The 24,427-nt window shown below is 47.8% G+C and carries 26 protein-coding genes; 19 read left to right on the top strand and 7 right to left on the bottom strand.

The genetic code is table 11. The features are described from left to right. The first annotated feature begins 32 nt into the window (after window positions 1-32). On the top strand, window positions 33-1,322 hold the full coding sequence (locus D2910_RS10995; protein WP_240633605.1) for a purine/pyrimidine permease: 1,290 nt from the start codon (window positions 33-35) through the stop codon (window positions 1,320-1,322). Between the two features lie 868 nt (window positions 1,323-2,190). Here D2910_RS10995 and pepF read toward each other — a convergent pair. Beyond that, on the bottom strand, window positions 2,191-4,002 hold the full coding sequence (gene pepF, locus D2910_RS10990) for an oligoendopeptidase F (protein WP_117313516.1): 1,812 nt from the start codon (window positions 4,000-4,002) through the stop codon (window positions 2,191-2,193). A 470-nt stretch (window positions 4,003-4,472) separates the two neighbouring features. Between pepF and D2910_RS16930 the strand changes: the two genes are divergently transcribed. Next, window positions 4,473-4,634, top strand: a complete 162-nt coding sequence (locus tag D2910_RS16930; protein WP_165850176.1) for a hypothetical protein — start codon at window positions 4,473-4,475, stop codon at window positions 4,632-4,634. Here D2910_RS16930 and D2910_RS10985 read toward each other — a convergent pair. Then, window positions 4,631-4,828, bottom strand: a complete 198-nt coding sequence (locus D2910_RS10985) for a DUF2188 domain-containing protein (RefSeq protein ID WP_084243217.1) — start codon at window positions 4,826-4,828, stop codon at window positions 4,631-4,633. The two genes, D2910_RS16930 and D2910_RS10985, sit on opposite strands and share 4 nt — an antisense overlap. Window positions 4,829-5,005: 177 nt before the next feature. On the opposite strand from D2910_RS10985, the gene D2910_RS10980 reads away from it, so the two are divergent. The 3 genes from D2910_RS10980 to D2910_RS10970 all read left to right on the top strand — a co-directional run bounded on the left by D2910_RS10980 (window position 5,006) and on the right by D2910_RS10970 (window position 6,718). Then, the gene (locus tag D2910_RS10980) at window positions 5,006-5,485 is read left to right on the top strand and encodes a PaaI family thioesterase (RefSeq protein ID WP_084243216.1); all 480 of its coding nucleotides are present in this window, start codon (window positions 5,006-5,008) and stop codon (window positions 5,483-5,485) included. A gap of 21 nt (window positions 5,486-5,506) precedes the next feature. Beyond that, entirely contained in the window at window positions 5,507-5,893 is a 387-nt protein-coding gene (locus D2910_RS10975; RefSeq protein ID WP_084243215.1) for a DnaJ family domain-containing protein, read from the top strand. 120 nt (window positions 5,894-6,013) lie between these two features. Then, entirely contained in the window at window positions 6,014-6,718 is a 705-nt protein-coding gene (locus D2910_RS10970; protein ID WP_117313515.1) for a hypothetical protein, read from the top strand. 299 nt (window positions 6,719-7,017) lie between these two features. Here D2910_RS10970 and D2910_RS10965 read toward each other — a convergent pair whose 3' ends face one another. Beyond that, window positions 7,018-7,314, bottom strand: coding sequence for a hypothetical protein (locus tag D2910_RS10965; RefSeq protein ID WP_117313641.1), 297 nt, complete (start codon window positions 7,312-7,314; stop codon window positions 7,018-7,020). Between the two features lie 127 nt (window positions 7,315-7,441). On the opposite strand from D2910_RS10965, the gene D2910_RS10960 reads away from it, so the two are divergent. Continuing rightward, on the top strand, window positions 7,442-8,119 hold the full coding sequence (locus D2910_RS10960) for a hypothetical protein (protein WP_084243213.1): 678 nt from the start codon (window positions 7,442-7,444) through the stop codon (window positions 8,117-8,119). 66 nt (window positions 8,120-8,185) lie between these two features. Here D2910_RS10960 and D2910_RS10955 read toward each other — a convergent pair whose 3' ends face one another. Together D2910_RS10955 and D2910_RS10950 are read right to left on the bottom strand one after the other, a co-directional pair. Continuing rightward, window positions 8,186-9,433 carry an erythromycin esterase family protein gene (locus tag D2910_RS10955; protein WP_117313514.1) on the bottom strand — a complete coding sequence of 416 codons (1,248 nt, stop codon included), beginning with the start codon at window positions 9,431-9,433 and terminating at the stop codon, window positions 8,186-8,188. A gap of 81 nt (window positions 9,434-9,514) precedes the next feature. Next, window positions 9,515-9,784: a GNAT family N-acetyltransferase gene (locus tag D2910_RS10950; RefSeq protein WP_117313513.1), complete on the bottom strand. Its 270-nt coding sequence runs from the start codon at window positions 9,782-9,784 to the stop codon at window positions 9,515-9,517. Between the two features lie 115 nt (window positions 9,785-9,899). Between D2910_RS10950 and D2910_RS10945 the strand changes: the two genes are divergently transcribed. Further along, window positions 9,900-10,829 carry a catalase family peroxidase gene (locus D2910_RS10945; RefSeq protein WP_117313512.1) on the top strand — a complete coding sequence of 310 codons (930 nt, stop codon included), beginning with the start codon at window positions 9,900-9,902 and terminating at the stop codon, window positions 10,827-10,829. A 360-nt stretch (window positions 10,830-11,189) separates the two neighbouring features. On the opposite strand, the gene D2910_RS10940 is transcribed toward D2910_RS10945, so the two are convergent. Together D2910_RS10940 and D2910_RS10935 are read right to left on the bottom strand one after the other, a co-directional pair. After that, window positions 11,190-12,569, bottom strand: a complete 1,380-nt coding sequence (locus tag D2910_RS10940) for a Glu/Leu/Phe/Val family dehydrogenase (protein WP_117313511.1) — start codon at window positions 12,567-12,569, stop codon at window positions 11,190-11,192. A gap of 77 nt (window positions 12,570-12,646) precedes the next feature. Further along, the gene (locus tag D2910_RS10935; protein ID WP_117313510.1) at window positions 12,647-13,204 is read right to left on the bottom strand and encodes an SLOG family protein; all 558 of its coding nucleotides are present in this window, start codon (window positions 13,202-13,204) and stop codon (window positions 12,647-12,649) included. Window positions 13,205-13,351: 147 nt separating this feature from the next. Here D2910_RS10935 and D2910_RS10930 point away from each other — a divergent pair, with 147 nt between their 5' ends. The 12 genes from D2910_RS10930 (at window position 13,352) to D2910_RS10875 (ending at window position 24,392) form a co-directional block, all read left to right on the top strand. Next, window positions 13,352-14,302, top strand: coding sequence for a threonine ammonia-lyase (locus D2910_RS10930; protein WP_117313509.1), 951 nt, complete (start codon window positions 13,352-13,354; stop codon window positions 14,300-14,302). Window positions 14,303-14,376: 74 nt separating this feature from the next. Next, the gene (locus D2910_RS10925; RefSeq protein ID WP_084243206.1) at window positions 14,377-14,535 is read left to right on the top strand and encodes a YfhE family protein; all 159 of its coding nucleotides are present in this window, start codon (window positions 14,377-14,379) and stop codon (window positions 14,533-14,535) included. Window positions 14,536-14,698: 163 nt separating this feature from the next. Continuing rightward, a complete protein-coding gene (locus D2910_RS10920; RefSeq protein ID WP_117313508.1) occupies window positions 14,699-15,472 on the top strand; it encodes an SDR family oxidoreductase in 774 nt (257 codons plus the stop codon). Window positions 15,473-15,490: 18 nt separating this feature from the next. After that, window positions 15,491-16,063 carry a TetR/AcrR family transcriptional regulator gene (locus D2910_RS10915; protein ID WP_117313507.1) on the top strand — a complete coding sequence of 191 codons (573 nt, stop codon included), beginning with the start codon at window positions 15,491-15,493 and terminating at the stop codon, window positions 16,061-16,063. 9 nt (window positions 16,064-16,072) lie between these two features. Then, on the top strand, window positions 16,073-16,495 hold the full coding sequence (locus tag D2910_RS10910; RefSeq protein WP_084243203.1) for an acyl-CoA thioesterase: 423 nt from the start codon (window positions 16,073-16,075) through the stop codon (window positions 16,493-16,495). Next, a complete protein-coding gene (locus D2910_RS10905) occupies window positions 16,485-18,257 on the top strand; it encodes an acyl-CoA dehydrogenase family protein (RefSeq protein WP_117313506.1) in 1,773 nt (590 codons plus the stop codon). Before D2910_RS10910 ends, D2910_RS10905 begins: the two co-directional genes overlap by 11 nt. Before the next feature lie 13 nt (window positions 18,258-18,270). Next, window positions 18,271-19,245 carry a quinone oxidoreductase family protein gene (locus D2910_RS10900; RefSeq protein ID WP_117313505.1) on the top strand — a complete coding sequence of 325 codons (975 nt, stop codon included), beginning with the start codon at window positions 18,271-18,273 and terminating at the stop codon, window positions 19,243-19,245. Window positions 19,246-19,318: 73 nt separating this feature from the next. Next, window positions 19,319-20,239 carry a ketopantoate reductase family protein gene (locus tag D2910_RS10895; protein WP_117313504.1) on the top strand — a complete coding sequence of 307 codons (921 nt, stop codon included), beginning with the start codon at window positions 19,319-19,321 and terminating at the stop codon, window positions 20,237-20,239. A gap of 109 nt (window positions 20,240-20,348) precedes the next feature. Next, on the top strand, window positions 20,349-22,094 hold the full coding sequence (locus tag D2910_RS10890) for a carbon starvation CstA family protein (RefSeq protein WP_101802561.1): 1,746 nt from the start codon (window positions 20,349-20,351) through the stop codon (window positions 22,092-22,094). An 89-nt stretch (window positions 22,095-22,183) separates the two neighbouring features. After that, on the top strand, window positions 22,184-22,447 hold the full coding sequence (locus D2910_RS10885; RefSeq protein ID WP_071152079.1) for a cory-CC-star protein: 264 nt from the start codon (window positions 22,184-22,186) through the stop codon (window positions 22,445-22,447). A gap of 23 nt (window positions 22,448-22,470) precedes the next feature. Next, a complete protein-coding gene (locus D2910_RS10880) occupies window positions 22,471-23,412 on the top strand; it encodes an ArsA family ATPase (protein ID WP_101802542.1) in 942 nt (313 codons plus the stop codon). Then, window positions 23,409-24,392 (top strand): zinc-binding dehydrogenase, encoded by a 984-nt coding sequence (locus tag D2910_RS10875; protein WP_117313503.1) that lies wholly within the window; start codon window positions 23,409-23,411, stop codon window positions 24,390-24,392. Before D2910_RS10880 ends, D2910_RS10875 begins: the two co-directional genes overlap by 4 nt. Window positions 24,393-24,427: the final 35 nt, after the last annotated feature.

Below are 24,427 nucleotides of genomic sequence, written 5' to 3'. Positions count from 1 at the left end.
ATGATTATATTTAACGAATTGGAGATTTACATATGATAAAAAATCTTTTTGGCGGCCTGCAATGGGCCGTATTTCTATTAGCTTCATCCATTGCCGCACCGATCGCCATCGCCAGCGTATTCGGGATGGATACGGCGGATACGGCATTATTCGTCCAGAGAACGGTCTTCGTTCTGGGAGTCGCGGTTTTGCTGCAGGCATTCATCGGCCATAAGATGCCGATCAACGAAGGGCCGGCCGGATTATGGTGGGGCATCTATATCGTTTACGCAGGATTGGTCGGTTCACTTTACGCCACGGCCGAAAACGCGCTGCAGGCGCTGCAAAGCGGCATGCTATACAGCGGGGTGCTGTTCATCATTTTCGCTTACACCGGTCTTGTAGGCAAAATGCGCCGTTTGTTCACCCCGACAATCACATTTGTCTATTTATTATTATTGGTGCTGCAAATCAGCGAATCGATCATGTCGGGCCTGTTTGGCATCACGACACCAGCAGAACCTGTCGATCTCGTCGTCTTTATGGCCGGAATCGCGGTTGTAATCGCCACTTTCTATTTCATGGGCAATAAAATCCCGTGGGTCAACCGCTATTCCGTACTGTTTGCAATTGCGGCAGGCTGGCTCCTGTTCTTGTTAATCGGCAAAACGGAATCCGTGCCGTTCGAAGCGGGCACTTTCATCTCATTGCCGAAGATGCTGGTATTCGGTCCGCTCGTCTGGGACAGCGGCATGTTCGTCACATCCTTGTTTTTAACCCTGCTGCTGATCGCCAATATGATGGCATCGATGCGGGTCATGGAGTATTTATTGAAAAATGAATTCGGCATCCATCAGCCGGACCGGGTCAAACAAGGTTCCGTCGCATCCGGATTGAACCACATCATTGCCGGCTTGTTCTCTTCCATCGGACCTGTGCCGATCTCAGGAGCAGCCGGATTTGTCAGTGCGACACGTACCCCGTCATTGAAACCGTTCATTGTCGGCGGTTTTCTAGTGGTCGCCATCAGTTTGTTCCCGAATATCATGGCATTGCTGGCTGCCTTGCCGGCGCCGGTCGCCTATGCGGTCATCTTTGCGATTTTCACGAAAATGGTGGAAATGGCATTCAAGGAGTTGGAAGAGGAAGCTGACCGGATGCAGGCCTATAAAGTTTCTGCTTTCGGCTTGATGATCGGCGTCGGCATCATGTTCGTTCCCCAGGAAAGCATGGCTGAACTTCCTGGCGTAATCGCTTCGACTCTATCAAACGGTTTGATCACAGGTACCATCATCGCGATCATTCTTGAGCAGGCATTAATTTGGAGAAAGAACAAAAAATAATAAAAAGCGTGCCGCATCGGTGAGATGCGGCACGCTTTTAGCTTGTTAACAAAAAAGAAATCTTAAAAGCATGTTTCTTTCGCTTTTCGCTCGCGAAAAGCATCTAATCATCTTTAGATTTAAGCTTTTTTAGGAATTCCGAAGTCAGTAAAGCTAATTGTCAGCTTTTCTGCTGCTTATTTTCTTTGTGTCGGGCGCCAAATAGCGGATATCGGCGTTCAGGAAATTATATCGGCGCTCAGCGAATTATATCGGCGTTCAGAAAATTATATCGGCGCTCAGCAAAATAAATCGGCGTTCAGAGAAATATATCAGCGTTCAGCTATTTTATGTCGGGATTCTTTCAATATACTAAGAAGCGTGCCGCATCGGTGAGATGCGGCACGCTATTAGCTTTTAAAAAATAAAACCGATATTGCGCAAAACAGCTTCGCTTTCCTGGGGGCTTGCACTGAGCTAACTCGGTCTCGGTCCCCTTCGCCCGAGTGGATCTCAGCACTTCGCTCGAACCGGAGTTGGAACCCCAACTCCAGTTCTAATCCCCTGGGAGTCTCGCTGTTTTGCTCCATATCTCAGAATCGCTTTCTACAAAGAAGTAGCTTAACTATTTTTGTGTTCTGAGAAAAAATATTGACGTGTTTCTACAGATATAAAATGCAACAGCAGGCGACGAAGGTAAAAGATGTGCTCCTGCATCGCTGAGCTGCTTAGTAGCAAAGACTTGTCCTCGCAAGCTTCGGCCAATGTATTCCATGCGGAACGAGTCCGCCTACAGCGAAAAGTTTAAAGAAGTTGATGTTTCTCAATATACTAAAAAGCATGCCGCATCGGTGAGATGCGGCACGCTTTTTATATAATCAAAAATTATTTATTCGCCTTCGATTTCCTCAGTCAATTTCTCCAGCTCGTCGATCAATTCGCCGATATAGGCGATTGTGTCGCGCAATGGTTGATCGGTTGTGATGTCGATGCCAGCCATTTTGGACAGCTCGACCGGTGATTTGGTTCCGCCGGCTTTCAGCACTTCCAGCCATTCCTCGACAGCAGGCTGACCTTCTTCCAAGATGCGTTTAGATACTTGCGTGGAAATAGTAAGACCTGCGCTGTACGTATAAGGATACAAGCCCATGTAGTAGTGTGGCTGGCGCATCCAGGTAAGTTCGGCACCGTCATTGATTTCTACAGTGTCTCCCCAGAATTCCTCGAGAACCCCGCGTTTCAGATTGTTGAGGATTCCCGCATTTACGCTTTGCCCGGCATCGATGCGCTCATACACTTTGCGCTGATAAGCAGCTTCAAGCAGGTGCGTCACGAAATTATGGTAATACGTGCGGGCAACGATGGAAGAGATGACCCAGCGTTTGAATTTAGGGTCTTTCGAATTCTCGAGCAGGTGGTTGGCCATCAGCATTTCATTCATCGTGGAAGGGGCTTCGATAAAGTAGAGCGATGGACGCGCGTTGAAGATGTTCTGCGCGCGGTTGGCGTTATAGAAATGTCCGGCATGGCCAAGTTCATGCGCCAGCACAAACACTTCATTCATGCGGCCGGTCCAGGAAATCAGGATATACGGATGGTTGCCGTAAGGGCTCGAACAGAAAGCGCCAGTCGACTTGCCTTTATTCTGCGCGAAATCGATCCAGCGTTCCGAATAAGAACGTTCGATCATTTCAAGATAATCTTCCCCCATGATGCCAAGTGCGTCGTTGATGTATTTCTTCGATTCTTCCACTGTGATCTCCGGTTCGTAAGTCGGATCCAGTGAAATCTTCAAATCGGCGAATGTCATTTTTTCGAGGCCATGCGCTTTTTGCAGCAGCTTCGCGTATTTGCGCATATGCGGCGCCAATTCACTGGTGATCAAATCGATTTGGCGGTTGTACAGCGAACGGTCCACTTCCTGATTGAACAGCAGGTAGTCGAAGATGGAATCATAGCCCCGCAGGTCGGAAGTCGTTTTTTCCGTCTGCAGCTGCATATCATACGTTTTCGCAGTGGTGTGCTGGTAATCTTTCAATTTCTTCGAAAATGCATCAAAAGCGGCGCGCCGTTTGGCAGTATCCGTTTCTGCTTCCCAGTCGCCTTCGAACGACACGTAACTTAATGGATAACTTTTGCCGTCCACTTCAAAATCGTCGAATGACATATCCACCATTTTTGTCGTATTGTAGAGACCGTATGGCGCGTTGAACGTCGATGAATAAGCGGCCAGTGTCTTTTCCACTTCCGGATGCAATTGATATTGCTTCTTGCGGATCAATTTTTCCAAATACACTTTGAATTCGTCGGATTCCTGCATGGCCTGTTCCAGCGTTTCTTCCGGCAATGCCAGCAATTCACTGGTGACGAACGACAGCTTGCTGTTCACTTTGGCTGCTGATGAACCGAATTTACTCGACAGCATCTGGGCTTCGTCATCGGTTTGATCTGTGCTGATTTTAAGGCTTGCGTATGTACCCACCGGCACGAATTTTTCGTTTATTTCAGCGTAAGCTTTCAATAATTCATTTACTGAAGCCGCATCCTTCGTGTTTCCTTTATAAGTTGAGGCGAATGTATCCACTTCTTTTTCGAGCGCAGAAAGCGCTTCGTGAAAAGCTTCATCTGATGGGAATAAAGACTGCAGATCCCATGTTTCATCAATGCTGACTTCTGAACGTGCGGGCATACTCTTGACCATTTATCTCGCTCCTTTTATTACGGTTATCGAACTATTCCAAGTATAGCGGGCAAGCGGAAAAAAGTAAAAACTATTTATCGAATAAATTTAAAAATTCTTATAAATTAGGTTTAAAAAATTTTGAAGGTGGTATTTAGATTATACAAGGCGGAACCACCGTAGGGAGAAACGAGTAAACGGTTTAGTAGTTTACAATCGCCTCCAGACGAGGACATGCACAGCCTTGGCGGAAAATTTGCTTTACTGACGATTGTGATCTCGTCGGGTACCAAGTTTGTAAAGTTTTCTGAAGAGAAAGTGTTTCAAACGAAGTTTGGTAAGTTTTTTGTGTAAGTGCAACTGAATATCTGACTGCAGAACATCGGATTCGCTGAGAGGTAGATGCGACTAAAATCTAAAGATGCAGACAGTACAAGAAGCTGTATTGACGGGATAAGAACATTCGTCAACCTTTATAAGAATGTAGAAGTATGATCGACAAATTTTCCGCGTGCGCAAACTTCTCCGAGAGTGGAGAAGCTGCAACAGGGAAAGCACAGCCTGATGAAAAGGGCTGTGCTTTTCTATTTGTTCAATTTCATCAAAAAAGCGGACCGCTTGGGGCGATCCGCTTTTTTCTTATTGTTTTTTAGTATTCTCGTTCTTCAACCACATTATGGTCCTTGTCCAGAATCTGAAGTTTGCTGGGTGTATTGTCTTTAGCGAGTTCTTCAGCTGCGGCAATCGCTCCGTCTTTGCTCGGGAATGACTCGGTCGGAGCCACGTCCTCCAGTTTGACGATCCAGCGCGTTGCGTCCTGGTCAGGTGCTACACTATAACATTTCATACATATCAAACTCCTTTCCTGATCTCTTTTTTTGTTTTCCCGCACTCTATGGTTTTAAACAATTCGCCATGCCAATGAAATTCAGAATAGTTCGTCCTTTACTCGGTGCTTATGTTAAAATTGAGGTAATATCTTACAGAAATAAATGCAAATATCTCAAGAAAAGAGGAGAAAAGAATGAGTGAAACAACGATTACAGCAATTCAGGATGAATACGCAGAGGAATTTGCGCATTGTTATGGATGTGGGCGCTTAAATGAGTCCGGACATCATTTCCGGACAATATGGCAAGGAGATAAAACCTATACTGAATATGAACCCGGCAATGAACATACAGCTATTCCAGGATTCGTTTACGGCGGCGTCATCGCTTCACTTATCGACTGCCACGGAACAGGCTCGGCTTCATTGGCATTGCATCGGAAAAACGGTTTTGAACCAGGCAGCGGTGAGGAGCCGCCGCGCTTTGTTACGGCATCTCTGCATGTCGATTACCTGAAGCCGACTCCCCAAGGCGTCACATTGAAAGCAGTCGGAGAAGTGGAAGAAATCCATCCGAAAAAATTCAAAGTGACTATAGAAGTTACAGCTGACGGAGCAATATGCGCAACGGGGACGGTAGTAGCGGTTGTCATGCCTTCTTCATTCGGAAAATAATTCTCTAAGGGGCTGAAGGAAATGGCGGAAGAAAAACAGGAGATCCGAACAGATTTGATTGGAGAAATTTTAAGGGAATACGAGAAGACAGGCGGAATGGACAATTTGCCGGGGGCCGGGAAACCGCTGCCGGCAGAATATTTTTCAGGAGACCTTTTTCAGCATTTTCAGCGCATCGCGAACGAGCAGGGATACAAACCGCATTGGCTGAAATTGCAGCATGAAATCCGCGGTCAGATCCAAGAGGCGCTTGGCAAGCTGGAAGCTGGCAAGACAAAGGACCTTCCTCTTCGGATTGCAAGAATCAACGAGAAAATCCATGAATTCAATAAATCCTGTCCGCCGCCCTTGCAAAAAGGCTCCGTAACGCTTGAAAATATCAGCAGAATGGCAAGCCGGTGGGAATAGTACGGTATCAAAACGGACCCAACTTGTTTGGCGTCCGTTTTTGGTTTAACAGCGCAAGGATTAGGGAATTTTTCACATGAGTCTATTTAACAGGAACCAGAAAGGCAGGGGTGAGCAATTATGGAGAACAAAGATGAAAAAACAGAATTGAATAAAACACCAGAATCAGAGGAAGTGAAAGAGCCGTCTGTCGAACCGGTGCCGGAAGTGACCGAACCGACGGCTGAACCAGCGTCGCCTGTGGATGAAAGGGCGGTGGAGACGGAAGCGGAACCAAAACTGAAGCCAGAACCGAAGTCGGAATCGACGCCTGAACCGGCTGCTGAAGTGGTTGAAACAGAAGCTGTATCGCCACCGGTAACTGAAGAACCTGTTGCGGAACCGGCAAAAACATCGGTTGAACCGGATCCGATTATGGAAGAGGCGCAGGCTCAACCTGCACCGGTTGTGGAAGAAACCCGCGTTGAACCAGTGCCGGAAGCGGAAGAAAAGACGGTGGAGCCCGCAGCGGAACCAGAGCTGAAGCCAGAACCGAAATCGGAACCGACGCCACAACCAGCAGAAACTCAAGCAGAACCAGTGCCAGCCGCTAAAGAACCGGTTGAAAAGGCAGAGGAAAAACCCAAAAAATCTGCGAAAAAAGAAAAAGCTGCTGCTGAACCAGAGCCGGTGGAAGAAGTTCCAGAAGAACCGGAGGAAGAAGAAAACAATGAAACTGCCCGTTTCAGTAAAATTTACAGCAATGTAGCTTCCAATAAATATGAAAACCTTCGTACAAGTTATATAGAAAACAAAGCGAAAGAGCTGCGGAAAAAACGTAAATAGCAAGTCGAGTGTTGTTCATTGTTAAAAGGATCTTCCGGAATAGAAGCTTTTGACGGCAAATGAATGATACAAGGACGGTAATGCGTTTAATTTATTTGTTTTTCCGAGTATCCGTTTCTTTTATAAAAAAACTGGCACGAATAAAAGCGGAAATCGATTCGCTTTTTTGCAGGAGTGCCATTTGTGATCGGCTACGCCCACTTTGTGATCGGCAAGCGGAGAGTTATGATCGGCTACGCGACATTTGTGATCGCCAACCCGTTTTTCACCGGAGCCAGCTCCAGCGCTTCCGCTTTCCTTTATTTACGATCCAACTTTTCAATTTCCTCGGAAGCAACAAAAGCAAGGTCGTCATTTCCGAACAATTGCAGCACATCAAGAAGCGTCTCGTTGCTGATTTCGAATTCAGTCGGATCGGCTTCTTCGACAGCACGTACCAGTGCTTCGTTTTTGGATTGGGCAGGATAAGCTCTTTGGTAAAGCTGAACCGGATCCAGCTCATTTTGCAGGGACCAGGTGACGAAAAGCTGGATCATTGTCGCTTCATCCTGCTGGTATTTTTTGATGATCCATTCGTCGCGATTTTCATATTCCATACGTATCAGCTCCTTATCAGCAATTTTAACCTTAAATATTAAAAGAATATAGATGGATGCTTGGACTTCCATGAAAAAATCCTCTAGAATTTAACGCAAGACGCATGAGAGTATCGGAGGGAAAAAGATGAAATTAATTCAAGTAAGAAAAGGGCAGTTCGTCTACTATAATAACGAATTGCATAAAGTCTATTCGGTCAAACCATTGGCCAAGAAATCTGTTCACATGTTCCGGATCAAAGATATGGAGCAAGTGGATTGTAAAGCGGATGAAGTATCATTGTACAAGCCGCAGCATCTCGATTCGTTCCTGTTTTTCGGGAGCCGCTATACGCTGCGCGATGATATTGCCCCGGATGAAGGCGGCTACATCCTGATCAGCAAACCGGATCCTGATTATATGGATCATTATTCACTGAATGAGTTCGAGAAAGTGGAATCGGTGGAAGGCAAGAATGTGGTGACGACCAGACAAAACACAGTGAAATTCAGGGAATTTTTCGTTATGGAACCGGGCGAGGCGCAAGGCAGCAAAGACATCGCTTATTACGATAAGTCGAAAGTCGATGCCAGCCAGCTGGAAGCGGATAAAGAATTGATCGAAAAAATCCGTGAGCGCGATGCGATCCGTCCGTCCATCGGGGACGTCTATCTGAACTTGGATGACGCTTCAACTGCAATGGTAGTGGCGATTTCGAGTGAAGACGTAACACTCGGCAATGGAGACCGCCTGACATTCCATGAACTCTACAAAGCGGATAACTGGAACTTCCTCTATAACGTGGTTGACGGCGAGTTCCGTTAATTCGCAGCAATTAATGCATTCTAATAAAGCCAGCTAAGGACGATTCCTTAGTTGGCTTTTTGCATTCTAAAGCGGCTTCAACGCTTCGGTACGGTCGAAAAACAGGAACACGTCGTATCGCTTTGACATCATGGACGGCACGTAATTGCCATAAGCTTCATGCTCCGGATTGTATACGACACCGACTGCCCGGTGTCCGACCCAGCGATCGAACAAACGGCGGTTGCTGTCATCGAAAAGCAGAAATTTATCATGCGCGCCAGTGCGGTGCAGCAATTCTTCCCATGAGTTCTTCGCAGCAGGCGGCAGCACCATCTCTTCGTGCGGTGCTTCCCATGCTTCAGCTGCAATGACAGTGCCTTCGTACGAACCGAAACCGACAGCGAATACATCTGCGGGCGGATTCTGCTCGCGCAGCAATTGCCCGACATTGACCATGTTATCTTCTTTCATATCTGTCGCCCGTGCATCTCCGATATGCGTGTTATGCTCCCAGATGATGATGCGGGCATCTGCGCCGTGATACTTCCGCAATTCATTGACCGTTTCCACCATATGCTGGTCACGGACATTCCATGAATCCGCACCGCTTCTGATCATGGCGCGGTAATAAGCTTCCGCGTTCTTCGCAACCAGTGAATTGACCTGCAAGTTCAGGTCGGCTTCTTCATCATTCGTGTAATTCTCCGCGTTACTCCGGATGGAAGCCAGCAGCCGGGTGACTTCTTCGATGCAGCTCTCCGAAAAAGTTGCGTACGAAATCGCGTATTTCTCCGGCTCCCGATTGCTCGGGTCGAAACAGGAAAATGCCTGCTTTGCCAGTTCCGCGTCGCCGCCTTCGGGATCCACATCATTCAGATAATGAATCACTTCCTCCATCGACTCCCACAGACTGTACACATCGATCCCGTAAAAGCCGGTTTTTTTATTTTCCGAAGCGTTATAAACCTTCAGCCAATCAATAAAATCCGCAATTTCTTCATTTGCCCACATCCAGGTTGGCCAGCGGGTAAATGCTTGTTTGAGCAGATTTCGGGCAGTTTCATCCGCTTCGGCAAAATTATTGATGTAGCGATGTACCCGGTAAGCGGACGGCCAATCGCCTTCTACTGCAATCTGTGAAAAACCTTTTTCCTGAATCAGCCTTTTCGAGAATTCGGCGCGCCATCGGTAATATTCCGATGTCCCGTGGGTTGCCTCGCCCAGCAGGACAATTTTTGCGTCGCCTACAGCTTCCATCAATGGATCCAAATCCTCTATCCCGTTGACAGGCTGTGCAAACCGGCTGATCGCTTCTTCCAATGTAAGATCCATGCCTGCACTTCCTTTCAAAAAATGATCGGAGGTCAAAATGGCGAAAAAAGCACATCCGCGTAACGGATATGCTTTTGAGAATCAGTTCTTCAGAACATCCTGGTATTCCGGAGTCTTTTCAATGACGCCACGCGCAAAAGGGCATTGGGCATCGATGCTTTTTCCTTCATCACGGGCATATTGCACCACTTCGCTCACCAATTGCTTGCCGACGCCTTGTCCGGAAAGTTCAGGCGAAACTTCTGTGTGAGTCACTGTCAGCACATCACCGGATGGCGTATAAGCGAGTGAACCCAATTCCTCTGAGTCCCGTTCAACGTAGAATTTATTGTTGTCGTGTTTCACATCCATTGCATTGCCTCCTTTTTCATTTATAGTGATGTATTCCCGTTCTCGTTAAAAGTATTCAATAGCGGGTATGGAAAGGCATGGTTCATCTAAAAATATGTCAGGATGAGGTGATCGAATGGCAGATGAAAGACTTGCCGAAACTGCAGTCAATAAAATCGAGAAAGTGTTTGGAGAGCATGAAACCTATAGGCGTGCACATTCAAGAGGGATAGGGTACAGAGCCGTTTTTACGGCAAACGGCGAAGGGAAGGAATGGACCGTGGCGCAGCATCTGCGGGAAGGGGAGACAGATGCAACAGTACGATTTTCGCACAGTGCTCCAGATCCTTTTTGGACGGATAATCTATCGCCGGTAAAAGGCATGGCTGTGCAATTTCAGTTGCCGGACGGGCAAGTGATGAACAGTGTCGGCGTCACTTCGCCGATATTCTTTTCGCGTACACCGGAAGTGTTTACCGAAATGTTGGATATCGCGAAATCGTTTAAAAAGGGGCGGCCGCGATTGCGGGACCTCATCACCTTATTCATCAAATATCCGGAAAGCCGAGCGGCCATCCGCATCATCCGTAAAATGCAGAGCCCGGCGAGTTTCGCGACTGGCCTCTACCATTCCATTCACGCATTTTACCTGGTGAACGGTACCGGCCAGCGCGGACCTGTCAAATTCCAATGGCAGCCGGAAGCGGGCGAGGAATCGCTGAATCCGGCAGAGGCTGCCTCTGTGGAAAAAGGGGATTTTGAAAAAGAGCTTGAAGAGCGCGTGGCTCGGGGTGAAACAGCTTTCCGTCTGATAGCGGTGATCGGGGATGCAGGGGATCCTGTAGATGACCCAACAAAAGACTGGGCTAAAGACAGAAAGAAAGTTGAACTGGGACGCCTGGTGCTGACGGAAAAGACTGACGATGCGGAAGGGTTGCTGTTTGATCCGACTGTCCTGGCGGAAGGCGTTGAATGTACGGATGACCCCATCCTGCATTTCCGCAACCCAGCATACGCTATTTCCTATATGCGGAGGGAAAAGGAGAAGCAGGCGGGCCGAAGCTGAAAAAGCGGCATATATTGCTTGCCGATCATAAATGGCAGGTAGCCGATCATAAAGTGGGCGTAGCCGATCACAAATCGACCGTAGCCGATCACAAATGCCCCGTAGCCGATCATAAACTCTCGCTTGCCGATCACAACTTGCTAATTGTTCAAAAATGAACTTTTTTCCTCTTAGTTCGGTAGCTTTATTCGTTCTTGCAACGGGCTTTTTAAGAAACCTCTTCTTCAAATCAATCATATCCGAAGAAATAAAACATTTCAGGCTCTCAAAAGTGAAGAATCAACTCATTCTCGACACAAAAAAGCTGAAGCCCAATAGGACTTCAGCTTTTTATTGTTAACGGGCGCCTCAGCTTTTCTATCAATAAAGCTTCCCTTGTCTGTAAAGGACTTCAGATAAACGCGAAACTGAGTGGATATAGCAATTTTGGCGGAGCGGGAATGGATCTCCGTAGAATTGCGGCAGGATCATATCGAAAGTTTTCTTCATCTGTGCGACAAGTTTTTGGTAGATCTCATCTTCAGTATCGTAGCGGGTTTCGCGGCCTTGCAGCCATTCGAAATATGACACGATAACTCCGCCGGCATTCGCCAGGATATCAGGAATGATTACGACGCCTTTGTCGCTTAAGTATTTATCTGCCTCTTCTGTAGTCGGCGCGTTTGCACCTTCTACAATAATCCGCGCTTTGATGTTTTCCATATTGCCTTCGTGCAGCTGGTTCTCCAGTGCAGCAAGGAATAATACATCCACATCGAGCGTAAGAAGCTCATCGCGTCCGCGGATTTCGGCTTTTGCTCCGGCTTCAGCCAATTGCTCTTCTGTTGTCGGAAGGTCTCCTTTATTTTTCGCGGTAAAGGCGATCAATGCCGGGATGTTCAGGCCTTCTTCATTATATAAAGTTACGTTGCGGTCACTGACAGCAACGACCGTGTTGTCGACCAATGGACATTTATAAGCTTCATGCGCTGTAACGGAACCAACGTTACCGAAGCCTTGTACGGCCACTTTCAATGGACGGTGCGCCATTTCCAATGTGGTTTTGGCGAAGACGTTGTCCGTTGAAGATAATAATTCCTCTTTTTCCTTCAGGAAATCGTGGATCATATAACGGAATGAAAAGTAGACGCCTTTACCGGTCGCTTCCCGTCGGCCTTTAGAGCCGCCGTTCACCACCGATTTACCGGTGAAACTGCCCAGGTAAGGGGTACCGTGATGAATTTTCTTGTATTCAGCCATCATCCAGTCCATTTCACGTTCTCCGGAACCGACATCCGGTGCCGGAATATCTTTGTCCGGTCCGATGACATCAGCGAAATACCGGACGTATTTACGGGATATCGCATTCAGTTCCTTCTCGGAATAATTGCGGGGATTGATGACGATGCCGCCTTTGCCTCCGCCGAATGGCACGTTATGCAAAGCGTTCTTCAATGTCATCAGGAAAGCCAGGTTCATGACCTCTTCTTCGTTAACCGATTCATGAAAACGGATGCCGCCTTTATAAGGGCCAAGCGCATCGTTATGCTGGACCCGGAAAGATGGGATCCGCACGACTTTTCCATTATCCAATGGAACGCGCAAATAGGATTTATGCACTTTGTTCGGTGTTGACAGGATGGAACTGAGTGAAGTGAAAGCTTGCTCACGCATCCCTTCGTTCAGCTCCGGTAAAAAACTTTCATCTTGCATTAATGCATCGAGTGAAGATTGGATGATTGCATTTGTCGGTTCTTCCATTTTGCTGCACCTCCGAAATTAGTATCTCCTATCTCCATACCCTGTCCGAATTGAAATATGCACAGGAGATTTCCGGTTTATTCCCAGCTGTCGTATTGTTCCTCTTCCGTGACCACACGCAGATCGTCGGCAGTGATGAACATAACCTGATAATCGTTCTTCTCGGCGTATTGCTCCGCTTCTTTTTTAATGAATTTCGGGGAGCCGTCCGTTTCTTCATCGTACATGATCAGGATGCCATCCGAATTCCGCAGGAAAAATTTATTCTTCTCGATGAATTGCCACGGAGCTTCGTAAGGGCGGTTCGTCAGGCTTCGATGGAAATCCGCCTGCCGAACGATTTCTTTGTATTTTTCCTGATTGGCTTCATTCCATTTGTTTTCCTGTTCCAGAAACGGCGTGAGAAGCGCGAACTTCAATTGAGGAAATTCCTCTTTCATCTCGATGGCCACTTCTGCCGCCCATGTCTCGACGCCCAGCTGTCCGCTGACCAGAATCCATTCCAAGCCTTCATCAAGCAATGCGCGAAAGCGATTTTCCAAGGCTTTTTTTATAAAGCGCACGCCAGGATTCTTATCGTCGAAAATTCCGAGCTCATGCTGTTTGTATCCGGTGACCACTAATCGTTTCAACAAAATTCTCACCTCGCACCAGTTAAATTTTCATATTTCCAGTCTACCGTACTCCTGCTTCCTTTTATACTCGCAACCAATCGGCTTTTCTTATTAACAGAATAATCAATCGGATTGTGTTAAAATTTCCTGCATAAAGGAGTGAAGCAGATGGTCAATTTACGTGATATTGAAAATGCCCGTAAAGAAATAAAAGATGTTATCCATCAGACGCCGCTGCTGGAATCGGAATTGCTGAATGCACAAGCGGACAGGAGGATATTCCTGAAAGCCGAGCATTTGCAGAAGACGGGGTCGTTTAAAATAAGGGGAGCAGTGAACGCTGTAAAACAGGCGGTCCAGAAAGGCGCAAAATCCATCACGGCGGCTTCATCCGGGAATCACGGGCAGGCGGTCGCCTATATCGCCGGAAGGCTGGGGATTCCGGCTGTAATCGTGGTGCCGGAAGACGCGAATCGCGCAAAAGTGGCGGCTATCGAGGCATACGGCGGAAAAGTGGAGTATTGCGGCTTCACTTCCGCTGACCGCATCCCGCGCGCAAAAAAATTAGCGGAAGAAAACGATGGCGTTTATATTCCGCCTTATGACCATCCTTATATCATCGCGGGGCAAGGCACAGTCGGCCTCGAAATCCTCGAACAATTGCCTGATGTCGATCTCATCGTTGTGCCGGTGGGCGGAGGCGGGTTGATCAGCGGGATTTTGATGGCTGTAAAAGAAAGCAAGTCCAATGTCAGGGTCATCGGGGTCGAACCGGAAAGCGGCAATGACACTTTCCTGTCGCTTGAAGCTGGAAAAATCATGGCAGTATCGGGCAGCCAATCCATCGCGGACGGTTTGCGCACTTCGCAACCCGGTGAACTGACATTTCCGATCCTGCAAAAAAATATCGACGGCATCGTCCTGGTCACAGAAGAAGAAATAAAATTTGCGATGCAATTTTTCATTGAACGCACCAAGCAGCTCATTGAACCCTCTGCGGCTGCCGCTGTCGCCGCAGTCCTGACAGGGAAGGCGGGAGAGCCGAATGAAAAAATTGCCGTGGTCCTTTCTGGCGGCAATATCGACTTGCCGGCACTCCGCACCTGTCTGCCCGATTAGACGTTTAACAGAGTACGTGCCGGGAAAAGAGTAGTATAAACAAAATTTATCGATGACTAAAGGAGAGGATCAAGATGGCAGACAACAAACAGCCTCATGAAAAGCTGACAGAGAAGAACAACGGCTTGAACGACACTCAGGAAGTCCTTTACAGCGAAGATTTTAAAAAAGCGGATAAAGCTGGCGAACAGCAACGTGAGGAAAATGACGAGAAGAAAAAAGACGATAAATAATTTGCAGCCCCAGTGATCAAATAATCACTGGGGCTTTTTTGTGTAAACAATTTCCCGGTCATCATTGCATTGTAAAGGACGCAAATGTAGAATGAAGTTTAAGTATTCTGAACATACCAACTGGTAGGTATGTTGAATCTTAAAATGGCTGGAGGGAAGCTGAATGCATGTAATGGATCTGTTTAAGTTAGAAGGGAAAACCGCTATTGTCACCGGCGGAGGACGGGGACTCGGGGCACAAATCGCACAGGGATTCGCGGAAGCAGGGGCAAACGTCGTTGTTTGTTCGCGAAAATTAGAGGCGTGCGAAGAAACAGCAGAGATGCTGAAAGGGCTAGGTGTCAAAGCATTGGCATTGAAATGTGACGTTACAAACGAGCAGGATGTGGAAAACGTCATCCGAAAAACCGTCGAAGAATTCGGTGCGGTCGATATACTGGTGAACAATTCAGGAGCGACATGGGGCGCACTGGCGGAAGAAATGCCGCTTGAAGCCTGGCAGAAAGTGATGAACGTCAATGTTACAGGGACATTCCTGATGAGCCGTGCTGCAGGCCAAGTGATGATCAAACAAAAGAGCGGGAAAATCATCAACATTTCTTCTGTCGCGGGACTCGGCGGCATCGATCCGGAGCTGATGAATACGATCGGCTATAACACAAGTAAAGGCGCGGTGATCACGTTCACAAAAGATCTGGCTGCAAAATGGGGCCAGCATAATATTAACGTCAACGCGATTGCGCCAGGATTTTTCCCGACGAAAATGTCGGAGGTCCTGATCGAACGTGGGAAAGAGCAATTTCTGAAACAGACGCCGCTGAACCGTTTCGGCACGGATGAAGACTTAAAAGGAGCCGCTTTATTCCTGGCTTCAAGTGCATCCGATTATATTACAGGAGATGTCGTCGTCGTTGACGGAGGCATGCACGTCCTTTGAAGAATGTGAGGTAAGGCAATGAAAGACAGGATCAAAGAGCAGAGCATCATCTTTTTCGAGAAAAAGGGCTTCAGTGAAACGTCAATCCAGGATATCGTGGAAGCGCTGAATGTCACAAAAGGCACGTTCTACTATTATTACAGCAGCAAAGAACAGCTGTTGATGGAAATTCATAAAGAGTATATCGACGACCTGTTGCAGCGCCAGCAGAAAATCATCGACAGTGGTGAAAGCCAAAACGCCAAGCTGAAAGGGATCATCCACTTGCTGATTTCAGATATTGCGAGAAACGGGGACAGCGGCAAAGTGTTTTTCCGTGAAATGCGCCATCTGGCAGATGAAAATGCAACGGAAATCAAAAAGAGACGCGAGCAATTCCGCCTTAATATAGAAGAAGTTATTCGGGAAGGTGCGAAAAAAGGTGAATTCAAGCAGCGATTGCAGCCGGATATAACAGCACTCGCGGTATTGGGGATGACCAATTGGACCTATCAATGGTTCAATACAGCCGGCGAACTGACGGCGGATGAACTTGCTGAACAATACAGCAGCATTATTCTGGATGGGATCAATATGCGTAACGGAGGGTGAGATGAAGAAATGGCCTACGAAACGAACGTGAAAGTGCGTTTTTGTGAAACCGATGCACTCGGACATATCAGCAACATCAGTTATTTTATCTATCTGGAGGAAGCACGTACTGATTTTTTTGTTGAACTGGGATTCGGAGCAGATCTGGAGGATTGGAAAGTCATCATGGCTTCCGCTAAATGCGATTTTGTGCGGCAGGGATATTACAATCAAAAACTGAAAGTGGTTTCTGAAGTCCAGAGAATCGGACGGTCGAGCTTCACAATTGTCCACCGGATTGAAGATGCGGAAAACGGCGAATTGATCGCAAAAGGGGAAGCGAGTGCCGTCTATTATGACTTTAAGGCACAGAAATCAGAAAAGATTCCGGATCATCTTCGCGACGTGCTCGAAAAACATCTAGTGAAGGAGACGGTAGTACATGACCAATGAAACACTGAATTATCCTGGCGCAGGTTTTCTTTACCAGCCTTCAGAGGCAGAAGCGGTTTTTACACCCGAAGATGTGAGTGACGAACATCTGCTGATCGGCAAAACGGCCAAACGGTTTTTGGAAAAGGAAATCCGCCCTAATAATGAAAGGATCGAGCAGCAGGATTTCGAACTGGTAAGGGAACTCATGCAAAAAGCGGGCGAACTCGGGTTGCTGGCACATAGTGTGCCGGAAAAATATGGCGGCCTCGGCCTCGATAAAATCAGCAAAGGCATTGTTGGAGAAAACCTCGGGTCAGCTGGCGGCTACGGCGTTGCCCATTCGAATCATACTTGCATCGCGACATTGCCGATTACGTATTTCGGCACGCCGGCGCAGAAAGAATATTATTTGCCGAAGCTGGCATCCGGTGAATTCATCGGCGCTTATTGCCTGACTGAACCGGAAGCGGGTTCTGATGCGCTGTCTGCCCGGACGACGGCAGTGTTGAACGAAGCAGGAACGCATTATTTACTGAACGGCAGTAAAATGTTCATCACCAATGCGGCATTTTCAGATACATTCATCGTGTATGCAAAAGTAGATGGCACTGCTTTTACCGCTTTTATCGTGGAAAAAGATTTCCCGGGGTTGTTTCTGGGAGCCGAAGAAGCGAAGATGGGCATCAAGGGATCTTCGACGCGTACGGTCAGCTTCGATAATTGTAAAGTGCCGGTGGAAAATCTGTTGGGTGCAGTGGGCAAAGGGCACGTCATCGCTTTGAATGTCCTGAATCTCGGCCGCTTCAATTTGGGGTCCGCCTGTATGGGCGCCGCGAAATACGGATTGCATCTGGCAGCCGGCTATACGAAAGAACGGAAACAATTCGGCAAAGCGATCTCGGAGTTTCCGGCAACCCAGGAGAAATTGGCGTTGATGGCGGTCCGCATCTTCGAATCGGAATCGCTGCAATATCGCACCGCCGGTTATCTGGAAGATGCACTTGGCGGACTTTATGACAGTGAAGACCATGCGCTGATTGCAAAACGCCTGATGGAATATGCCACTGAATGCGCAGTCTGCAAAGTGCACGGTTCAGAAACGCTCGACTTTGTAGCGGATGAAGCGCTGCAGCTGCATGGCGGCTACGGCTATATCAAAGAATACAAAGTGGAGCAGATGTACCGGGATTCACGGATCAACCGGATTTTTGAAGGAACGAACGAAGTGAACCGCCTGTTGATACCAGGCGGATTATTAAAACAGGCGGGCAAAGGAACTCTGCCGTTAGGGGAGTATATCGCACAGGCAGTCGCCGAAATGAACAACCCGAAAGTCGGTTCCATCGGTATTATTTCCCGGGAAATAGAAGCCGTACTCGCCATCCGCCGAGTTTTCCTGCTTGCTGCAGGCATGGCCTTTGAAACTTTCGGAGAAGGTCTGGCGGAACAGCAGGAAACATTGATGAAGCTGGCGGACATCGGCATCCAGCTGTACGCGGCAGAATCAGCGGTATTGCGGACCCAAAAAGCGCTTGCCAAAAATGGCGAAGAAAAAGAGAAGCTGAAAGTCGAATTGACTAAAGCACTGCTCGACGAAGCTTTGCTGACGGTTGAAATGTCTGCTCGTAAAATGATGCAGGGAATTTCAAGCGGCCGCGCATTAAAAGACAGCATGGCGCTTGTCAGCAACGAACTCAGCCGCCTTCACGCGGAACAAAGCAATGCAACCAAACGACATATCGCGGCGGCTGTTCTCGAAGCGGAGCAGTATATAAGTTAAGGGGGAAAAAGGGATGAAAGTAATTAAATTCGAAAAATACGGCGGACCTGAAGTTCTGCAATATACAGAAGCGGAACGTCCGGAGCCAGGCGATAATGAAGTGCTGGTTGAAGTGAAGGCGATTGGTGTCAACTACGCGGATACGGCGCGCCGCGAAGGGCAATACGTGGTGCCGACGCCGTTACCATACATTCCTGGTTCAGAAGCAGCCGGTGTAATTGTGGCAACGGGCAGCAAGGTCAAAAGGTTCGAAGCAGGGATGCGCGTGTCAGCGCTGATCGAATCCGGTGCCTATGCTGATTTTGTAACAATCGACGCGAATACACTCATTCCGATTCCGGATGAAGTAGATTTTGAACAAGCGGTTGCACTGCCGCTGCAGGGTTTGAGTGCCTATCATGTCTTGACGACGATGGGCCGCCTCGAAAAAGGGGAAACGGTATTGATTCATGCCGCAGCAGGCGGTGTCGGAGCGATTGCCGTCCAACTCGCGAAATTATTCGGTGCCGGAAAAATTATCGCCACAGCCAGCTCAGCGGAAAAGCTGGAACATGCCAAAGCACTTGGCGCGACACATCTCGTCGATTACACAAAAGAAGATTGGGTCGAAGAAGTGAAAAGCATCACCGATAACAAAGGAGTCGACCTGGCGCTTGAAATGGTCGGCGGCGAAGTATTCAACAAAACATTGAAATGCCTGGCGCCATTCGGGCGTCTCGTCATTTTTGGCGCTGCCAGCGGTGAACAGGCGCAATTCCATCCAGGGCAATTGATGAGAAAAAACCAATCGGTAATCGGTTTTTTCCTGCCGCAGATCATGCGAAAACCCGACTTGTTCCAAAAGAGTTTGCAGGAGCTGCTCGGTTATATGGCAAGCGGCGAGTTGAAACTGACAATCGGCGGCAGCTATCCACTGGCTGATGCAGCTGACGTCCATCGTCTGCTGCAGAGCCGCAAGACAATAGGAAAACTGGTTCTCAAGCCATAACAGACGCAATGAAACTCTCATCTCTAACTTAAGGTGAGAGTTTTGTGCGCAATTCTAAAAGGAGGCAATAATAATGAAAATACTCGTTGTCGGCGCCGGTGCCATTGGCGGTTATTTCGGTGGGCGCCTTCTTGAAAAAGGGGAAGACGTCACATTTTTGGTACGGGACAGACGAAAAGAAGAACTCGAATCAACTGGTTTGAAAATAGAAAGTGTGAATGGCGACTGCCTCCTCACACCCAACTTGATCACCAAAGACAGTGAGCCGGAAACCTATGATGTGGTGCTGCTGTCGACGAAATCCTACCAGCTGGCAGGGGCTATTCAAGATGTACTGCCGTTTGTCGGAGACGAAACGATGGTGCTGCCGTTATTGAACGGAATCTCCCATATCGATCAATTGACCGAAGCTTTCAGTGAACAGCAGGTCATTGGCGGTTTATGCTTTGTGGAAGCGACTCTGGGTAAAAACGGGGAGATTGTCCAAACCAGCCCGCTGAATCAACTGGTTTACGGAGAGCGGAACGGTGAACAAAGTGACAGGATCAAACGCTTGAAACAAGCTTTTGAAAACACAAAAGCTGAATTTATCCTGAGCAATAACATCAATCAGGAAATGTGGCATAAATATTTGTTCATTACGACGATGTCGGGCATTACGACTTTATTTGAACAACCGATCGGTCCGATCCGTGAACTGGAATCCGGCCAACGGACCATTGCGGCGCTGCTGGACGAACTGGAAAATGTGATGGCGAAATTCGGCGCCCCGATCGAGCAAGGGATATCCAGAAAGCTGCTCGAGAAAATCAACAGCCTGGGTGAAGGAATGAAATCTTCGATGCAGCGTGATGCGGAAAAAGCCATGCCGATTGAAGCCGATCATCTGCAGGGCTATCTGCTGAAAAAAGCGATGGAAGTGGAAGTAGACGCCCCGGTTCTGGAAACGGTTTACACAAAACTGAAGCTATATGAAAAAGGTGTAAATAATTAACTGAAAATTAAATAGACGGAACATTTACAAAATTGTTTCATTGACCTATGATAAAAGGGCAAGTGTGAAAGCGCTTGCTGAATTCAAAAAGAAGAGGGAGTTGAAAGATTTGAATGCTATCGCACTCGCGGCCATTGGACTTTTTATCTTTGCTTTAGGTTACCGCTTTTATTCTAAATTTGTAGCAGAGAAAATTTTCCGCCTGGATCCGAATTACGTAACGCCGGCCCATAAATTCAAGGATGGCGTCGATTTCGTTCCAACTAATAAATTTGTCTTATGGGGACATCATTTTACATCCGTTGCCGGAGCCGCACCGATTCTGGGACCGGCGATCGCTGTGTACTGGGGCTGGCTCCCAGCTGTATTATGGGTAGTTCTGGGAACAGTATTCGCTGCAGGTGTACACGATTTCGGTACACTCGTCCTTTCTGTAAGAAATAAAGGCCAGTCTGTCGGCACACTTGCGCACCGCTTGATCGGACAGCGCGGCAAAGTCCTATTCCTTTTCATCATTCTGATTCTTGTTCTGATGGTTAATGCCGTGTTTGCCTGGGTTATCGCAAACTTATTCATTTCATTCCCGGCAAGTGTCATTCCGGTATTCATCCAGATTCCGCTTGCTGTCTGGATCGGTTACGCAGTTTACAAGCGAAATACGAAAATGCTTGTGCCTTCGCTGATTGCTCTGGCAGTAATGTATGGCGCCGCCATTTTCTCAAGTCAATATGAATTTCTTCAGATTGACCTTGTCCGCTACATGGGCGGAGAAGAAGGAGCCGGATTATTCGGTCTCGGCGCGATTTCCACCGCCTTCTTTATCTGGATCATCGTCTTAATGATTTATGTTTACATCGCTTCAACTTTGCCGGTATGGAAATTGCTTCAGCCGCGTGATTTCATCAACTCCCATCAATTGATCGTCGGTCTGGGAATCCTGTATCTTGGCTTATTGTTCACGAATCCTGAAATTACAGCCCCGATGACAAATACGGTAACGGATGTTTCCTGGTTCCCGCTGCTGTTCATCACGATTGCCTGTGGCGCGATTTCCGGATTCCACGGACTGGTTTCTTCGGGAACTTCATCCAAACAGCTTGATAAAGAAACGGATGCACGTTTCGTTGGTTACCTTGGGGCTGTCGGGGAAGGTATTCTGGCATTGATTTCAATCATCGCCGTTATCACATTTTTCCCTAACCGCGAAGCATTCCTGGCTACTTACAGCAGTTTCGCTGCTTCGAGCGGTTCCGGACTTGGCTCGTTTATCCAAGGTGCGTCCCAGTTGGCTACGGGGTTGATGATCCCTTCTGCCATCGCTGCAACAATCGTATCTGTCATCGTCGTATCTTTTGCGGCGACTACGCTTGATACATCTGTCCGCTTAATGCGTTACATCATTTCAGAACTGGGAGTCGAGTACAATATCCCGTCTTTGGAGAAAAAACACGTTGCCACAACAATCGCAGTTGTAGCGAGTGCTGCACTTGTGCTGATTCCGGAAGGGCCGAACGGTTTCGGTTCAGGCGGGTATCTGCTGTGGCCGTTATTCGGTACCTCGAACCAGCTGTTGGCTGGCATCAGCTTGCTGCTCATCTCCATATGGCTGAGACAGCTAGGGCGCAGCTACGTCATCACCATTGTGCCAATGATATTCCTGATGTTCATGACGCTTTGGGCGATGTTCCAGCAGGTATTCCTGCAATGGGCATGGTACGCTGCAGCTCCTAATATGCTGCTGTTCGTATTCGGAGCCATCATTTTCGTCTTCGCGTTATGGATCATCATTACAGCGATACAGGTGCTCGCAAGTAAAGACAATTCAAAACTGCTCGGAAACGAAAAAATAGAATAATCATGGAGAAGGGATCATACTTGATGTGATCCCTTCCATTTTTATTGTCCAGTTGCATACATATTCTTTACTGGAAAAGAGGTGTTGAAATGCCGATCACCGATAACTTGAAAAGGTTGATCAAATGGTATGAAGCGGTGCTCGAACATCCGCATAAAACGGAAATCGCGCGGGAACTGCGGGCAGAAGACGATTTGTTTCTACTGATGCTATACTCGGAAATGCTGGGTATTCCGAATCCCGCCTATTATTACACGCTTGAACTGTATCCTTATATGATCGAAGAATTCCATGACTGGCATTTGCGCATGGGCATGGAAAAATCACCGCTTTCCGGAATCCGCTGCTGCTAATTTCAATGAAAAGAGGTTAAGGAATGGACGTTTTATCGAAAAGCATCATTTTTGTCGGTGGCAAAGGGGGCGTCGGCAAATCGACTTCGGCTGCCGCCATCGCCTCCAAATCCGCTGACAGCGGTTTTAAAACTTTGCTGATTTCAACAGACCCCGCCCATAACGTCGGGGACATCTTCAACCAGAAAATCGGCGGCAATACGAAAGAAATCGCCAAAAATCTCTATGCACTTGAAATTGATCCGGAAATCGAAACGGAGAAGTACATCAAAGGTGTGAAAGAGAACATCAAAGGGACCGTTCACACGAGCATGATGGAAGAAGTGAACCGTCAGCTTGATACAGCGAAAGCTTCTCCCGGCGCCGACGAAGCGGCGCTGTTTGATAAGCTGATTCACATTATTCTGGAAGAGCGCCAGAACTTCGATAAACTGGTATTTGATACAGCACCGACCGGCCACACGATCCGTCTTCTGACATTGCCGGAATTGATGGGCGTCTGGATTGAGGGGCTGCTCGATAAGCGGCGCAAGACGAACGAAAATTATTCTGCGCTGTTGAATGACGGCGAACCGCGTGAAGACCCGATTTACGATGTGCTGCGTGAGCGCCAGGAACGCTTTTCAAAAGCGCGTGATATTTTATTGAATGAAGAGGAAACCGGTTTTATTTTCGTATTGAATCCGGAACGCCTGCCGATCCTGGAGACGAAAAAAGCGTTGGAATTGCTGCATCAATACCATTTGCACGTGAAAACGCTGATCATCAATAAAGTCCTGCCGGAAGAAGCGGATGGCGACTTTTTGATGGAACGCAAGAAGCACGAAAAGAAATACATGGAACTGATCCGGGAAACCTTTCCGAAACAACAGCTGATTTTCATCCCGCTATTTTCACAGGACATCATCAGCATGGATCAGTTGAAAATGTTCAGCGAAAATTTTGAGCAAGGAGGAATAGCGTGAAAGCATTTGTGATTGAACAAGGAGAACTGAAGATAACAGATATGCCGGAACCGGAAACGAAAAAAGGTGAGGTGCTCGTCGCGTTGAAAACCGCGGGCATCAACCGCCGCGATTTGAACCTGGTGAACCGCCACGGCAATAAGCCGGAGCCGCTGATTATCGGATCAGACGGGGCAGGTGTTGTGGAAGCGGTGGGAGAAGGTGTGTCGAACGTTGAAGTCGGCGATGAAGTCATCATCAATCCTGCGCTCCGCTGGTTTGCAAATAGTGATGCTCCTCCTGCGGAATTCGATATTCTGGGCATGCCCGACCACGGAACATTTGCGGAAAAAATCGCATTATCTGCAGAACAGGTTGAGAAAAAACCGCATCATCTTACATGGGAAGAAGCGGGTGGCCTTGCGCTGCCGGCTTTGACCGGTTACCGGGCTTTATTTACAAAAGGAGAAGTCAAAAAGGGTGATACGCTATTCATCCCGGGAGCGGGGAGCGGTGTTGCCACATTTCTGATCCAGTTTGCGAAAAATATCGGAGCCCGCGTGATTGTCACCTCAAGAAGCGAAGACAAGCTGGCCCATGCCAAGGAGATTGGGGCGGACCTGGCCATCGCGACCGACAGTGACTGGGTAAAGGAATTGGAAAATGAAACAATTGATCTTGCCATCGACAGCGTCGGTGCAGCCACTTTCAACCGCACACTCGATGTCCTGAAAAAAGGCGGCCGAATTGTCATTTTTGGTGCGACAACAGATGACGTCGTCGATTTCGATCTGCGGAAATTCTTCTATGGCCAATATCAATTATTTGGTTCGACCATGGGCAGCCGCGACGAATTGCGTGAAATGATCAATCACCTTGATCAATACAAGATGCATCCCATTGTCGGTAAAGTCTTCGAACTCAACGAAGCACAGCAGGCATTCGATTACTTGAAAGACGCCAAGCAATTCGGCAAAGTTATTTTGCGAATCAGCTCATAATAATGAAACCTGACAGCCTTTCATCCGTATTAAGG

The organism is Planomicrobium okeanokoites (genome assembly GCF_003428875.1).
GTDB classification, from domain to species: Bacteria; Bacillota; Bacilli; order Bacillales_A; family Planococcaceae; genus Planococcus; species Planococcus okeanokoites.
This window is presented reverse-complemented; position numbering and strand designations above follow the sequence as displayed.

What these genes read in the sequence shown, in the direction of transcription:
- D2910_RS10995 (WP_240633605.1), top strand. Translation starts at nt 33, where the DNA reads ATGATAAAAAATCTTTTTGGCGGCCTGCAATGGGCCGTATTTCTATTA.
- pepF (WP_117313516.1), bottom strand. Translation starts at nt 4,002, where the DNA reads ATGGTCAAGAGTATGCCCGCACGTTCAGAAGTCAGCATTGATGAAACA.
- D2910_RS16930 (WP_165850176.1), top strand. Translation starts at nt 4,473, where the DNA reads ATGATCGACAAATTTTCCGCGTGCGCAAACTTCTCCGAGAGTGGAGAA.
- D2910_RS10985 (WP_084243217.1), bottom strand. Translation starts at nt 4,828, where the DNA reads ATGAAATGTTATAGTGTAGCACCTGACCAGGACGCAACGCGCTGGATC.
- D2910_RS10980 (WP_084243216.1), top strand. Translation starts at nt 5,006, where the DNA reads ATGAGTGAAACAACGATTACAGCAATTCAGGATGAATACGCAGAGGAA.
- D2910_RS10975 (WP_084243215.1), top strand. Translation starts at nt 5,507, where the DNA reads ATGGCGGAAGAAAAACAGGAGATCCGAACAGATTTGATTGGAGAAATT.
- D2910_RS10970 (WP_117313515.1), top strand. Translation starts at nt 6,014, where the DNA reads ATGGAGAACAAAGATGAAAAAACAGAATTGAATAAAACACCAGAATCA.
- D2910_RS10965 (WP_117313641.1), bottom strand. Translation starts at nt 7,314, where the DNA reads ATGGAATATGAAAATCGCGACGAATGGATCATCAAAAAATACCAGCAG.
- D2910_RS10960 (WP_084243213.1), top strand. Translation starts at nt 7,442, where the DNA reads ATGAAATTAATTCAAGTAAGAAAAGGGCAGTTCGTCTACTATAATAAC.
- D2910_RS10955 (WP_117313514.1), bottom strand. Translation starts at nt 9,433, where the DNA reads ATGGATCTTACATTGGAAGAAGCGATCAGCCGGTTTGCACAGCCTGTC.
- D2910_RS10950 (WP_117313513.1), bottom strand. Translation starts at nt 9,784, where the DNA reads ATGGATGTGAAACACGACAACAATAAATTCTACGTTGAACGGGACTCA.
- D2910_RS10945 (WP_117313512.1), top strand. Translation starts at nt 9,900, where the DNA reads ATGGCAGATGAAAGACTTGCCGAAACTGCAGTCAATAAAATCGAGAAA.
- D2910_RS10940 (WP_117313511.1), bottom strand. Translation starts at nt 12,569, where the DNA reads ATGGAAGAACCGACAAATGCAATCATCCAATCTTCACTCGATGCATTA.
- D2910_RS10930 (WP_117313509.1), top strand. Translation starts at nt 13,352, where the DNA reads ATGGTCAATTTACGTGATATTGAAAATGCCCGTAAAGAAATAAAAGAT.
- D2910_RS10925 (WP_084243206.1), top strand. Translation starts at nt 14,377, where the DNA reads ATGGCAGACAACAAACAGCCTCATGAAAAGCTGACAGAGAAGAACAAC.
- D2910_RS10920 (WP_117313508.1), top strand. Translation starts at nt 14,699, where the DNA reads ATGCATGTAATGGATCTGTTTAAGTTAGAAGGGAAAACCGCTATTGTC.
- D2910_RS10915 (WP_117313507.1), top strand. Translation starts at nt 15,491, where the DNA reads ATGAAAGACAGGATCAAAGAGCAGAGCATCATCTTTTTCGAGAAAAAG.
- D2910_RS10910 (WP_084243203.1), top strand. Translation starts at nt 16,073, where the DNA reads ATGGCCTACGAAACGAACGTGAAAGTGCGTTTTTGTGAAACCGATGCA.
- D2910_RS10905 (WP_117313506.1), top strand. Translation starts at nt 16,485, where the DNA reads ATGACCAATGAAACACTGAATTATCCTGGCGCAGGTTTTCTTTACCAG.
- D2910_RS10900 (WP_117313505.1), top strand. Translation starts at nt 18,271, where the DNA reads ATGAAAGTAATTAAATTCGAAAAATACGGCGGACCTGAAGTTCTGCAA.
- D2910_RS10895 (WP_117313504.1), top strand. Translation starts at nt 19,319, where the DNA reads ATGAAAATACTCGTTGTCGGCGCCGGTGCCATTGGCGGTTATTTCGGT.
- D2910_RS10885 (WP_071152079.1), top strand. Translation starts at nt 22,184, where the DNA reads ATGCCGATCACCGATAACTTGAAAAGGTTGATCAAATGGTATGAAGCG.
- D2910_RS10880 (WP_101802542.1), top strand. Translation starts at nt 22,471, where the DNA reads ATGGACGTTTTATCGAAAAGCATCATTTTTGTCGGTGGCAAAGGGGGC.